The organism is Bacillus xiapuensis (assembly GCF_002797355.1).
GTDB lineage: Bacteria > Bacillota > Bacilli > Bacillales > Domibacillaceae > Bacillus_CE > Bacillus_CE xiapuensis.
The window spans coordinates 788721-802254 of sequence record NZ_KZ454939.1; the positions used below are offsets into that span (position 1 = coordinate 788721).

At 45.2% G+C, this 13534-nt stretch carries 14 protein-coding genes and 1 other annotated feature (1 of these 15 running past the window's edge); of the genes, 9 read left to right on the forward strand and 5 right to left on the reverse strand.

The features are described 5' to 3' along the window. The first annotated feature begins 24 nt into the window (after positions 1-24). Entirely contained in the window at positions 25-879 is an 855-nt protein-coding gene (locus tag CEF20_RS03970) for a YitT family protein (protein WP_100330570.1), read from the forward strand. 19 nt (positions 880-898) lie between these two features. Here CEF20_RS03970 and CEF20_RS03975 read toward each other — a convergent pair whose 3' ends face one another. After that, entirely contained in the window at positions 899-1723 is an 825-nt protein-coding gene (locus tag CEF20_RS03975) for a Cof-type HAD-IIB family hydrolase (protein WP_100330571.1), read from the reverse strand. 188 nt (positions 1724-1911) lie between these two features. Between CEF20_RS03975 and CEF20_RS03980 the strand changes: the two genes are divergently transcribed. Continuing rightward, positions 1912-2220 (forward strand): metal-sulfur cluster assembly factor, encoded by a 309-nt coding sequence (locus CEF20_RS03980; protein WP_100330572.1) that lies wholly within the window; start codon positions 1912-1914, stop codon positions 2218-2220. 65 nt (positions 2221-2285) lie between these two features. Here the strand turns inward: CEF20_RS03980 and CEF20_RS03985 are convergent, their stop codons facing one another. Beyond that, a complete protein-coding gene (locus tag CEF20_RS03985) occupies positions 2286-2978 on the reverse strand; it encodes a Crp/Fnr family transcriptional regulator (protein ID WP_100330573.1) in 693 nt (230 codons plus the stop codon). 129 nt (positions 2979-3107) lie between these two features. After that, positions 3108-3920: an undecaprenyl-diphosphate phosphatase gene (locus CEF20_RS03990; protein WP_100331993.1), complete on the reverse strand. Its 813-nt coding sequence runs from the start codon at positions 3918-3920 to the stop codon at positions 3108-3110. A 197-nt stretch (positions 3921-4117) separates the two neighbouring features. Here CEF20_RS03990 and clpB point away from each other — a divergent pair, with 197 nt between their 5' ends. Further along, on the forward strand, positions 4118-6715 hold the full coding sequence (gene clpB, locus CEF20_RS03995; protein WP_100330574.1) for an ATP-dependent chaperone ClpB: 2598 nt from the start codon (positions 4118-4120) through the stop codon (positions 6713-6715). Positions 6716-6928: 213 nt separating this feature from the next. On the opposite strand, the gene CEF20_RS04000 is transcribed toward clpB, so the two are convergent. Beyond that, on the reverse strand, positions 6929-7111 hold the full coding sequence (locus tag CEF20_RS04000; protein ID WP_100330575.1) for a YjzD family protein: 183 nt from the start codon (positions 7109-7111) through the stop codon (positions 6929-6931). A 340-nt stretch (positions 7112-7451) separates the two neighbouring features. Between CEF20_RS04000 and CEF20_RS04005 the strand changes: the two genes are divergently transcribed. From CEF20_RS04005 to CEF20_RS04030, 6 genes are all read left to right on the forward strand, one after another. After that, complete coding sequence (locus CEF20_RS04005; RefSeq protein ID WP_100330576.1) at positions 7452-8429, forward strand: BMP family ABC transporter substrate-binding protein; 978 nt, start codon at positions 7452-7454, stop codon at positions 8427-8429. Beyond that, the gene (locus CEF20_RS04010; protein ID WP_100330577.1) at positions 8426-8614 is read left to right on the forward strand and encodes a ComZ family protein; all 189 of its coding nucleotides are present in this window, start codon (positions 8426-8428) and stop codon (positions 8612-8614) included. Before CEF20_RS04005 ends, CEF20_RS04010 begins: the two co-directional genes overlap by 4 nt. Before the next feature lie 164 nt (positions 8615-8778). Continuing rightward, positions 8779-9711 carry a beta-ketoacyl-ACP synthase III gene (locus CEF20_RS04015; protein WP_100330578.1) on the forward strand — a complete coding sequence of 311 codons (933 nt, stop codon included), beginning with the start codon at positions 8779-8781 and terminating at the stop codon, positions 9709-9711. A gap of 30 nt (positions 9712-9741) precedes the next feature. Next, positions 9742-10983, forward strand: coding sequence for a beta-ketoacyl-ACP synthase II (gene fabF, locus CEF20_RS04020; RefSeq protein WP_100330579.1), 1242 nt, complete (start codon positions 9742-9744; stop codon positions 10981-10983). A 125-nt stretch (positions 10984-11108) separates the two neighbouring features. Further along, positions 11109-11312, forward strand: coding sequence for a YuzI family membrane protein (locus CEF20_RS04025; protein WP_100330580.1), 204 nt, complete (start codon positions 11109-11111; stop codon positions 11310-11312). Positions 11313-11396: 84 nt separating this feature from the next. Continuing rightward, complete coding sequence (locus tag CEF20_RS04030; protein WP_100330581.1) at positions 11397-12158, forward strand: YjbA family protein; 762 nt, start codon at positions 11397-11399, stop codon at positions 12156-12158. A gap of 208 nt (positions 12159-12366) precedes the next feature. On the opposite strand, the gene trpS is transcribed toward CEF20_RS04030, so the two are convergent. Next, on the reverse strand, positions 12367-13356 hold the full coding sequence (gene trpS, locus CEF20_RS04035) for a tryptophan--tRNA ligase (protein WP_100330582.1): 990 nt from the start codon (positions 13354-13356) through the stop codon (positions 12367-12369). A gap of 67 nt (positions 13357-13423) precedes the next feature. Then, positions 13424-13534 (reverse strand) — a binding site (T-box leader) (it continues 116 nt past the right edge of the window).

The following is a 13534-nucleotide window of genomic DNA, read 5'->3' on the forward strand; positions in this document are numbered from 1 at the left end:
CAGCTTGTAAAAGGAGGAGATTACATGGAACAGCCGTCTATTTATATGCAAATCAAAAAAGCAATAATCGTAATCATTGGTGCGTTTTTAAGCGCTGCGGCGATGAACCTGTTTTTAATCCCCGCTAATGTATATGCCAGCGGTTTTACTGGATTAGCTCAGCTGATTTCGACCATCGTTTCAACTTATACCCCGCTGCAGCTGTCAACTGGCTTGCTGCTTGTACTGTTAAATATTCCCGTCATTATTCTTGGCTGGAGAAAAGTAGGAAAGTCCTTCACCGTTTACAGCTTCCTGTCCGTCATGATTACCTCATTTTTTCTTACGATCATTCCGGTGAAGCCTTTGTCAGAGGACATCCTGCTCAATGCTGTTTTCGGCGGCGTAATTGCTGCCGTGGGAATCGGTTTAACATTAAAGTGGGGGGCATCCACAGGCGGGCTTGATATTATTGCCATGATCCTGTCGCGTATGAAGGACCGGCCGATCGGAAATTACTTTTTTATTATGAATTCGGTAATTATCTTGACAGCAGGTCAGTTGTTTGGCTGGGAAAAAGCTTTATACACGCTGGTAGCCCTCTATGCAACGACACGGGTTGTCGATGCGGTTCACACCCGTCATACAAAGCTGACTGCGATGATTATTACGAGCAAAACCGAAGAGTTAAAGAACGCCATTTACGAAAAGCTGGAACGCGGGATCACAGTGTTGCCGGCGAAAGGAGCTTTCTCCGGCCAGCAGCGGGAAATGCTGATGGTCGTCATCACGCGCTATGAATTATTTAATCTGGAAAGAATCTTGAAAGAAGTCGATCCTTCCGCCTTTACAAATGTTGTCGAAACAACAAGAATCTACGGTTTTTTCAGAAGAGAATAGCTTGCTTGTGACGATGGGGCTAAGAAATACGCGCGCCCAGGCTTAGCCTATCTTCCAGAAAGATAGCGACTCCATCCTCCTGATTCGTTAATGTCGTTTCATTGGCGATGTTTTTCAGCGGACTGATGGCATTGCCCATAGCCACCCCAACTCCCGCGTATTCGATCATTTCTAAATCATTATCCTCATCCCCGAAGGCGATAATCCGCTCTTTCGGAATGTGCAGATCAGCGGCGATGCGCTGGATGCCGACGGCTTTGTTTAAACCGCTTTTAACAATTTCAATCACGTGCCACGGTGCTGCCCAGCGTCTGTGATCAATCACTTCGGTATGAACGGAAGTAAGGTGATCACGGATGCCGGCCACCTTTTCTTCTTGGGCATGAATCAGCAGACAAGTTGGATGCTCCGATAGCACGCGTCGCAAATCGCCTGTCGTTACGGCCGGGTTGCCCATGCTAAATACATCGATCAGCCGCTGATCATGATAATGAAAGTAGACATTGTCTTTCACCTCTGCGACGATGTTGTGAAAATGATCATGATGGCAGGCCTCGACAATTTCGATGGCTGTTTGAACATCCATCGGTTCGTGATACATTCCCCAGCTCTTGTCGAGCGGATGATGAACAAACGCCCCGTTAAAGTTTACAATTGGTGTGGTCAAGCCAAGCTCACGATAATAAAGCTCGCTTGAGCGAAAGGGGCGGCCTGTGGCAATCATGATTTCATGGCCTTGCTCCATCGCCCGTTTCAGCGTGTTCTTTGTCCGCTGGGAGATGTTTTTCTCATCTGTCAGCAATGTCCCATCTAAATCCAAAACAATTAAATGTTTTTCCGTCATCGAACGGCACCTCATTTTCAGTGATTTTTTTACTTCTTTAGTGTAATCTGTAAGAAAAGTATATGTCCAATAGAGCGCGGGCATTTATCTTATTTTCATCCCTATTTGGCATTTAGGCAGAGTAGGTGATAAAATGTTTGTACTTTTGTTATGATAAGAATAGTGAAAAGTAGAAAGGAGTGAGCAAGATGGATCAGGATTTAAAAGAAAATATTATGGGAGCTCTTGAGCAAGTCATTGATCCTGAGCTGGGCATTGACATTGTCAACCTTGGCTTAGTTTATGATATTGACATGACGGATGAAGGGAAGACGATCATTACGATGACTTTAACAGCCATGGGCTGTCCGCTTGCCGGGGTGATTGTCGATCAAGTGAAAGCTGCTCTTGCAGGCATTCCTGAAGTGAAAGATGTGGAAGTGAATATCGTTTGGAGTCCGCCGTGGTCTAAAGAAAGAATGTCCCGTTATGCCAAGATCGCTTTAGGCATTCAATAATACCTGAAAGCGGCTGGAGAGATCCCTCTCAAAAAGGATGACGCATCTGAACGCGTCATCCTTTTTTAGTCAGTTTGACAAATGTCGATCGGACAGTTGTCACAATTAATTTCATTCTTTAAATAATCAAGGTCGTGAATAATTAAGCTGCCTTTCTTAGTAGAGATAATTTGCTTTTTGCGCAAATCGCTGAACATCCGGTTCACCACTTCCCGGGAAGTGCCGCATAAATTAGCAATTTCTTGATTGGTCAATGAAACGTCTATATGAATGCCGTCTTCCGCCCGGCGGCCAAATGTATTGCTTAACCGAATCAGCGTGGAATACACGCCGCCTTTTTTGCCGTGCAAAATCAAATCGCGCAATTTAGATTGGGTTTTTTGATTGTCTAGCTGTGTGCGCTGAAACCAACTCAGCATCACTTCCGGCTTGGATGCGAGTTTTTCTTCAAACCGTTTCTTCGCAATGACCATTGCTTCCCCGCTTTCTATAATTTTGGCATTGGCCAGGTAGAGAGAGCTTTTTTCAAACAAGTTGAATTCGGAGATAACATCGCCTTTTCCGCTGATGCGTAAAGCTAATTCCCTGCCGTCTGGCACGACTTTGCTAACTTGAACCTTGCCGCTTAACAGAAAGTAAATTTCTCGCGCCTCTGTTCCTTCTTGGAAGAGGTGGTCTCCTTTTCGGAAGAGCTTTATGGTGTTTTCTTCCTCAAACAGTGCCAACAACTGATCTGCAAGGGTCGGGAATGTAGACATAGTACTCTCCTTTTTAAAATATAGAATAATACTATTTTAATAGTAAAAAAAGTAAATAACAAGCCAGCCTCAAGAAGTAGCTTTTTTCAGAAATTTCCGGCGGGAACGGCGGATGGTTTCATGGATTGTTTACAAAAAAATAAGAATGAGAGGTCCGACAATAAAACAATAGATCGCAAAGTATTTTAAATTCCCTTGAGCCATGATGTTCATAAACCACTTTAAAGAAAAGTAAGACATCACGAAAGAACCAATAAAAGCCAATAAATAAGGAACCGCCAGCTGCTGAATGTTCGGATCATTCAGGATATCAGAAATACTTAAGATTGCTCCGCCGACACTAACGGGAATAAACAGCAGGAAAGAAAAACGCAAAGCTGTCTCCTGCCTCATGCCAAGTCCCATAGCGGCGACGATCGTTGCGCCGGAGCGGCTGATTCCTGGGATGAGGGCAATCGCTTGAGCGAAGCCGATGATGATAGCATCCTTCAGCCGCATATCGCCGTCATTTTTTCGCCCGCGCAAATTGCGAATGGCCCACAAGGCGATTCCGGTGATTATTAAGGTGATGGCTACGGTGCGCACAGAGGATAATTGATCTTCAATGAAGTCTCCAAAAACGACCCCGATCACACCAGCAGGAATCGTGGCAATGATTAAGTAAACGATAAACATAAACTCCGAACGGTCTGCGGGGTTTTTCGTTCTCATGTATCCTAAACCGCTGACAGCAAGCCGAAAAATATCTGAACGATAAATAACCAACACAGCCAGCAGAGAAGCAGTATTCACCATCAGCTCAAATGTCAGTCCTTTAATTTCTATACCGAAAAAATGTTTTGCAATCTGCAGATGTCCGCTTGATGAAATCGGGATTGGTTCAGTAAAGCCTTGAAACATTCCTAAAAGTAAATATTTTAATAATAAATAAGCTTCTTCCATCATAACTGTCCTCCAGCAAATATTTGACTTTTATAATGTAACATAATTGGCAATAAACAGCTAAAGAGACGAATTTCTTATTTTTCCGTCAAGAAGCTTTCCGATTTCTGCTTTTTCGCATAATACTTTACAATAGACTGAAAAAAGAAATATAATGAAACAAAGGTCAAAAAAGGTCAAGAAGAGGTGAAGGATGATTGGATATTAATCAAATGACTTATTCCATGCAGCAAGGATTAGCAGATGCTCAAAAGCTGGCGCAAGAGCAGCATCATACAGAAATTGATCTCGTTCATTTTCTGTCAGCACTCCTTACCCCTCCTGATAGTTTACTGGTTAGAATCATTGAGCAGGCGGGAAGCAGCGCCGAACGCTGGAAGGCTTTTCTCGCAAGTGAATTGGAAAAAAAGCCAATCGTAAGCGGGGAAAGCATACAATATGGCGCCTTTTTGTCCGCTGCGCTTCAGACCGTTTTAAACAAGGCTAACGAGATGAAGCAGCAATGGGGAGATGACTACTTATCTGTTGAACATGTTGCGCTCTCGCTGGCCGAGGCCCACGATGCGGATATGAAATCATTTCTGGCAAAGGAACACTTGACGAAAGACAAGCTGAAACAGGCGATTGATAAGATAAGGGGGAATCAAAAAGTGACATCACAGCAGCCGGAAGCAAGCTATGAAGCACTGACTAAATACGGCCGTGATTTAGTGGAGGAAGTCCGCTCAGGAAAGCTGGATCCGGTGATTGGCCGCGATCAGGAAATCCGTAACGTCATCAGGATTCTTTCTCGAAAAACGAAAAACAATCCGGTGCTGATCGGGGAACCGGGCGTAGGAAAAACAGCGATTGTGGAAGGGCTGGCTCAGCGGATTGTTCGCAAAGATGTGCCGGATGGTTTAAAGGATAAAACGATTTTTGCGTTGGATATGAGCTCTTTAATTGCAGGTGCTAAATTCCGAGGAGAATTTGAAGAAAGACTAAAAGCGGTCTTAAATGAAGTGAAAAAGAGCGATGGCCGGATTCTATTATTTATTGACGAAATTCATACGATCGTGGGCGCCGGCAAAACAGAGGGAGCGATGGATGCAGGAAATATGCTTAAGCCGATGCTGGCCAGAGGCGAGCTTCACTGTATCGGCGCTACAACGCTGGAGGAGCACCGCAAATATATTGAAAAAGATCCTGCTCTTGAACGCCGTTTTCAGCAAGTGCTTGTTCAGGAGCCGACCGTTGAAGATACCATTTCCATTTTGCGCGGCTTGAAAGAACGCTTTGAAATTCATCACGGCGTCAATATCCATGACCGGGCCATTGTTGCGGCAGCTGCCTTATCTAACCGCTATATTACGGAGCGCTTCTTGCCGGACAAAGCCATTGATTTAGTGGATGAAGCTTGTGCGATGATCCGGACAGAAATCGATTCTATGCCGAGCGAGCTGGACGAAGTCACCCGGAGAGTTATGCAGCTGGAAATTGAAGAAGCGGCTCTTCAGAAGGAAACGGACCAAGCGAGCAAGGAGCGGCTGGAGCAGCTGCAGGAAGAGCTCGTCAACTTAAAAGAAAAAGCCAATGAAATGCGGGCTCGATGGGAGTCGGAGAAAGAGGCGATCCACCGCGTTCAAGAAAAAAGAGAGAGCCTGGAAAGATTAAGAAGGGAATTGGAGGATGCGGAAAACCGCTACGATTTAAATAAAGCCGCGGAATTGCGCCACGGCAGAATTCCAGCTGTAGAAAAGGAGCTGCAAGAGCTGGAGCAGGATATGGCGGCAGCCCAAAACAGCGAAAGTCGTTTATTAAGAGAAGAAGTAACGGAAGAAGAAATATCTGCGATCGTTGCTCGCTGGACCGGTATTCCAGTGACGAAGCTTCTAGAAGGAGAAAGGGAGAAATTGCTGCGGCTTGAGAGCATCATGCATCAGCGGGTCATCGGACAAGATGAGGCTGTGCAGCTCGTCAGCGATGCTGTGCTGCGCGCCCGGGCGGGGATAAAAGATCCCAGCCGGCCGATTGGCTCCTTTATCTTCTTAGGTCCTACCGGAGTGGGGAAAACCGAATTGGCGAAAACGCTGGCCAGCACCTTGTTTGACAGTGAAGAGCAAATGATCCGGATAGATATGTCTGAGTACATGGAGAAGCATGCGGTCTCCCGGTTAATCGGCGCACCTCCTGGTTATGTCGGATTTGAAGAAGGCGGCCAGCTGACGGAAGCGCTGCGGAGAAAGCCATACTCTGTTGTGCTCCTCGATGAGATTGAAAAAGCGCATCCGGAAGTCTTTAATATCCTTCTGCAAATGCTGGATGATGGCCGGATCACCGATTCGCAAGGAAGAACAGTAGACTGTAAAAATACAGTCGTTATTATGACTTCCAATATCGGTTCGGACTATTTGCTGGAGAGAAAAGAAAATGAGGAAGAAATTCAGGAAGAAACGAAAGAAAAGGTGCTTCAGCAGCTGCGCCAGCATTTCCGGCCAGAATTTTTGAATCGCGTGGACGATGTTATTTTATTTAAGCCGCTGAATCTCCATAATATGAAAAGTATTGCGGATAAAATGCTCCATGATTTAAGTAAGCGGCTTGAAGATCAGCAAATCAAATTGTCCGTAACAGAAGCAGCTAAGGAATTCATTGCGGCGGAAGGGTTTGATCCGGTTTATGGGGCCCGTCCTCTCAAACGCTTTATTCAGCACCAAGTTGAAACCAAACTTGCAAGAGCCCTTATTGCCGGTCAGATTGGGCCAAATCAAGAGGCGGTTATAGATGTAGAGCAAGGTGAGCTAGTCATTCGCTAAACAAACCGCACCTGAATGTCAGAATGTACGGGCGTCCGGGTGCAGACTTTCTTTGCTTTGGCAACACCATAGCTTACTTAGCCCATACGAGCATAAAAAGCGGATGCAGCACAAACTTTCGACCAATAAAAGAGCCTGAGATCGGCATGGAACCGACTCAGGCTCAATTGTTTTTTTGCACAGGATCTTCCCTGTTTCTCACTCTATGGGGAATTAATGCTGTTCTACCGCATCATTCGGGGTCAGTGCGGCTACAGCAAGAAGAAGAATTGTCGTAATGACTGAAATGATTAGACCTGCGAACCAGTCGAACTCGGCTCCGTTCATAGAGCCTACCACATAGGCCAGCATTTCAGTTAATAAAAAAGTCCAAAAGAAAGTCATAATAATTCGCACCGTATATCCTCCTTTAGCTGAAAAAGTATGTACAACAACCTCAATCTTAGCACATAAAATGAGGCTTAACAAAGATATATTTTGCGGATGGGTTAATTTTTATCCCGCATGGAAGGCGCGGTAAGGCGGTCCCTTCCAGAATGGAGCAGGGAGACAAAAGTCTCACGGTACCCTGCATTCCCGATTCGGGTTCTTCTTTACAAAAGGGGGATGAAGGAACTCCCATTGTTTGAAGAGTCACTTTATTGGCGGAAATTTAAAGATTTTCTTTTTCTTCTGAGCAAATGGAAGTAAGATAAAGAGAGGTGTGGTACCACATGCAAAAGGAGCAGTAAAGCATATGATGAGAAAAATCTTGATCATCACACTCAGTATCTTATTGGCAATAGGTGCTGCAGGGTGCACAAAAGACAGTGAAGAAAAAGAACTAGAAAAAGTCGGATTGCTGATTACGAAGACCATTAATGACCAAGTATGGGGAACGAATGGGTATAAAGGCATGATGAAGATTCAGTCCCAATACGGAACAGAGGTTTTTTACAAAGAAAGAATTGATTCGCAGGCGCTGGTGGAGCGGTCGGTGGAAGAGTTCGCCAATAAAGGGGTCACGCTCATTTTTGGGCATGGCCATGAGTATGCGGAATATTTTAATAAAATTGCGCCTGAATATCCGAACATCCATTTTGTCAGCTTTAATGGAAACGCTAAAGAAAAAAACACAACCAGCTTGAAATTCGAGGCTCATGCGATGGGGTTCTTTGGCGGGATGACAGCAGCGGAAGCTTCTAAAACAGGAACCATTGGCATATTAGCGACCTTTAAATGGCAGCCTGAAGTCAAGGGATTTGTAGAAGGAGCGAAATATCAGCGGCCTGACATCAAAGTGGTTTCAGAATTTGTTGACAACTGGGATGACAGCGATAAAGCGCTGAAGCTTTTGGAGAGGATAATCGCTCAGAAAGCGGATGTTGTTTATCCGGCGGGAGACGGGTATAATGTACCTGTGATCGAGCGGCTGAAATCCAGAAACCTGGCTGCCATCGGCTATGTCTCCGATCAATCGGATTTCGGCAAAGATACGGTGCTGACCAGCACCATTCAACATGTCGATAAATTATATTTGCTCGTCGCAGAGCGCTTTGTTAAAGGCAAGTTAAAGTCAGGAAACATTCATTTTGATTTTGCGGATGGGGTCATTTCTTTAAGTGAATTCAGCCCGAAATTAGATGAGGATTTTATCAAAAAAATAAACAAAGATATGGCTGTGTACACAGAAACGGGAAAACTGCCAACGAAGGGATCGGAGGAATCACCATGAATGAAAGCAAAAACTTAGAATTTATGCAAATCGCAATGAAGCATTTGCCCGAAGCGCAGGAGAAATTAAAAGAAGCGAATATCGAGTTTTCTCTTGACATGATGGAACCCTTTATGGGACTGTTTCTTACTGTCATGAATGAAGCTTATGAACTCGGCAAAAAAGATGCGATGGAAGAAAAATAAGGAAAGGCCAGCCCGATGCAACCGGCTGGCCTTTCCTTTTAACCTCTTTGGGGAGGGCTGAATCCGGCTATTGCAAAATTCCGGTGTTTTCAGTAAAATTAGTACCAAGTCTTAATATATGATGTCATATGAATAAATAAAGGGTTGAAAGAAGGGAAAACCTTATGAATGCAGGAATTATAGGAATAGGTCGCTACGTGCCTGAAAAGGTATTGACCAATTTTGATTTAGAAAAAAAGATGGATACATCCGATGAATGGATCCGCACGCGGACCGGCATTGAAGAAAGAAGACTGGCAGCAGATAACGAGGATACATCGGATATGGGAGTAAAAGCAGCCAAAAAAGCGATGGAGCATGCCGGTATTTCACCGGAAGATCTTGATCTTATTTTGGTGGCAACTGTGACGCCGGATCGTCCGTTTCCATCCGTTGCATGTATGATTCAGGAGGAAATAGGAGCCAAGAAAGCGGCGGCTATGGACATTAGCGCAGCCTGCTCCGGATTTATGTACGGACTGGTCACCGGCAAGCAATTTATTGAAACAGGCGCCTATCAGCATGTGCTGGTTGTAGGCGTAGAGAAGCTGTCCAAAATATTGGACTGGAACGACCGCAACACCGCTGTTTTGTTCGGTGATGGAGCGGGGGCAGCCGTTCTTGGCCCTGTATCAGAGGGACGAGGAATTCTATCCTTTGAACTGGGAGCGGACGGCACGGGCGGCAAGCATTTATACCAGGATCAATACGTCAAAATGAACGGCCGCGAAGTATTCAAATTTGCCGTCCGCCAAATGGGTGAATCTTGTATTCACGTGCTTGAGAAAGCAGGGCTAAATAAAGAAGACGTCGATTTCTTGCTCCCTCATCAAGCGAACATTCGCATTATGGAGGCGGCTCGCCAGCGGCTGGAGCTATCGGAAGACAAAATGTCTGTTACGATTAATAAATTCGGCAATACGTCGGCAGCTTCGATTCCTTTAACGATCGTGGAGGAGCTGGAAGCTGGAAATATAAAAGACGGTGACCTGCTGATCATGGTAGGATTTGGCGGCGGTTTGACCTGGGGCGCCATCGCCATGAGATGGGGACGATAAAAAGTGGAAGAACAGATAAGGAGTGGAAATATGGGAAAACGCAGAGTAGTTGTTACAGGACTTGGCATTATTTCACCTGTGGGAAACACATTGGCAGAAGCATGGGCTAATATTCTCAGCGGATATAATGGAGTCAAGCCGCTGACGCGGGTCAATGCAGATGACTATCCGGCGAAGGTAGCCGGGGAAATCACGGATTTTAATCCGGAGCAGTATATGGATAAAAAGGATGCCCGAAAAATGGACCGCTTCACCCAATATGCTGTAGCCGCTGCGCAAATGGCTGTGGAGGATGCGAACTTAACCATCAATGAATCCAATGCAGACCGGGTTGGTGTATGGATTGGTTCCGGCATCGGCGGCATGGAAACATTTGAAAAGCAATTTCAAACGTTTATGAAAAGGGGGTACCGCCGGGTAAGCCCATTCTTTGTTCCCATGATGATTCCGGATATGGCAGCCGGACAGGTATCGATTTTTCTTGGGGCAAAAGGCGTAAATTCATGTACTGTTACCGCTTGTGCTACGGGAACTAATTCAATCGGAGATGCCTTTAAAGTCATCCAGCGCGGAGATGCGGATGCGATGATCACCGGCGGAAGCGAGGCGCCGATTACGCAAATGTCCATGGCGGGATTCAGTGCCAACACAGCCCTATCCACTAATCCTGATCCGAATCAAGCCAGCCGTCCATTCGATGCGAACAGAGATGGATTTGTGATGGGAGAGGGAGCCGGCTTATTAGTTCTGGAAGAATTAGAACATGCCCAGAAGCGGGGCGCGAAAATTTATGCAGAAATCGTCGGCTACGGCGCTACCGGAGATGCCCATCATATTACGGCTCCTGCTCCAGGGGGCGAAGGCGGAGCAAGAGCGATGAATCTGGCGATTGAAGACGGCGGACTTAAGCCGGAAGAGATCGACTATATTAACGCTCATGGTACTAGCACCCCCTATAATGATAAGTTTGAAACAATGGCTATTAAGCAGGTCTTTGGCGATCATGCGCAGAATCTGTCCATCAGTTCTACCAAGTCGATGACAGGCCATTTGCTGGGAGCAGCCGGCGGTGTAGAAGCGATCTTCACTGTGCTGGCGATTCAAAAGAGCATGGTTCCGCCTACCATTCACTATGAAACGCCGGATGCGGAATGTGATCTGGATTACACGCCGAATGAATCGAAGAAAAGAGAAATCAACGCAGCTATCAGCAACTCTTTAGGATTCGGCGGACACAACGCTACCATCGTTTTTCGAAAGTTTAAAGCATAGCGCGAAGGGAAGCCGGACTCATCAGGCTAGATGAGTCCGGCTTCTTTTTGGTATGTTTGGACAATTTATTCATACATATATAGGACAAGCAACTGCAATTCAAAAAACAGAAAAGGAAGTAGAAAATGGCTATTCGACTGACTGTTTTTTTAGTTGGATTTGGTTTGGCCGTTCTTGGGGGCGTCAGCTGTATTATGTATTTAAATTTATTAACCACCGGGATGTCGCTGGGTGAATATATCGGGTTTATTACTTCTAGATCGGAATGCTATTTATTAGCCGCTGGTTTTGTGTTGATGGCTGTTTCCATCTACTATCCAAGTAAGTAAGAAAATATGAACACAGCAGGAATAAATTAACTGTGTTTTGCCCATACTTTAAGACAAATGGATGAAGAAGTGAGGAGGTTTATTATGTTATATCTTCATGATGTCTGGGTGAACTGGTTTGAAGGGGAGGAGAATGGCTATAATGTTTGTCATTTTCACGAATGGCGGAAAGAAGATGCCGTGGAATTATTAGATCAAGCACCGGTCATTTTAATGAAAGAGCCTTTATTTAATTATATTGAAAATCAATTAGCCGACTTGCCGAAGCAGCTGCTGGAAGATGTCAGAAAAAAAGCCTTTCTGCGCAAAAACCATGAGCGGGTTCAGCTCGAGCACTGTTTTGTGGCGACGGACGGAAAAGGAGTGCTCGCTGTTGATACGATGGGCTATACGATTCCAGTGCGCAAAAGCCGGCTCGTTCCGAGGCAAGAGCAATTAGTGCATGAAATGTTTGACGTTCATCCCATTAATGAATACGATTTTGAAGTAGAAATGGAAGAGAAAGAATATCATATTCTCTCGCTTCATCCGTATAGCATGACGGGGTTAACCAGAAAGGAAAGGCAGCTGAAACAACTGCTGTTTATGGCATTAGATCAATTATTTTCTTCAAGAAATTCAGCGGAAATCCGCTATTGGTACACGGAATGGGCACCTGGTAAATACCGTGAAATTCAGGCGATGACCACAAACGAGGTCAAGCAATCCTTTCATGAAGAAGTGATGCTCGGCTGGACGGCGCAGCATTACCGTTTATGTAAAAATCTTGTGAAAGGACATGCTTTTTTTGAGAAACTATGGGAAGTTGAAACCGCTTCTAAAATTAATCAGTCGAGCAATCATTAATCAATTGGAGGATGTTTGAAAATGCCTCCTTCGACTAATGAGAAGACAAATTAAACACCCAGGAATGCTGATTTGACAGCATTCCTGGGTGTTCGTTTTTTCACTTTTGGGCTGAACCATCCTTTTCTGGTCATCCTCTAATGTCCGTTGGGTCCCGTGAAATGAAAAGCCCATCCGGCTGCAAACGGCCGGATAGACTTAAAAAAGATTATTTTCTTTTTCTGCCGAGTCCCATCGCGTTCTCCATTTTTTTCAGCATTTTGCCGGCAACTTGATTGGCTTTTTCTGCTCCCTCATCCAGAATGCGGTCAAGTTCTTCTGAGTTCACCAATTCATAATAGCGTTTTTGAATCGGCTCCAGATGCCGGATCACGACATTGGCCAAGTCCGCTTTAAAGTCTCCATACCCTTTCCCTTCGTAGCGCTGCTCAAGCTCTTGAATAGAGCTTCCCTCCAAGACAGAGTAAATGGAAAGTAAGTTGGAAACACCAGGTTTATTCTCCTTATCATATACTACGACACCCTCAGAATCCGTTACGGCGCTTTTAATTTTCTTTTCGATTTGTTTAGGCTCATCTAATAAAGCAATAAACGCCTTTTGATTAGCATCGGATTTACTCATCTTCTTATGCGGATCTTGAAGGGACATGATGCGCGCACCAGACTTCGGAATGCGGACGTCAGGAATGGTGAAGATATCGTTGTATTTCCGGTTAAAACGCTCTGCTAAGTCACGAGTTAATTCCATATGCTGTTTCTGATCTTCCCCTACAGGCACGAGATCAGTATTATAGAGCAAGATATCCGCGGCCATAAGCGGCGGATAAGTCAGCAATCCGGCAGAAACGGCTTCCCTTCCGGCTGATTTATCTTTAAATTGTGTCATTCGCTCTAATTCGCCGATATAGGCGACACACTGAAGCATCCATCCGGCTTGGGCATGCGCAGGCACTTCAGATTGAATGAATAAGGTTGCTTTATGAGGATCAATTCCGACAGCAAGATAAAGGGCTGCTAAGCTTCGAATGTTCTTGCGCAGCTGCAGGCGATCCTGCGGTACGGTAATCGCATGCTGATCGACGATGCAGAAGTAACAGTTATGGTTCTCCTGCAATTCTGTAAATTGCTTCAGGGCTCCAATATAATTTCCCAATGTAATCGTTCCGCTCGGCTGAATGCCGGAAAAAATAGTTTTCATGTTGGTATACTCTCCTTGTACTAGTTATTTTTGAAAATAAACATAAAAAAACCACCCATCCCATGCAAGTAGGGACGAATGGTTGTATCCGCGGTGCCACCCTAAGTTGTCCGGAAAGCCGGACCTCTTCAGCCATTTAACGCATGGTATACGCCTGCTCGCTACTTAACTCAACGTT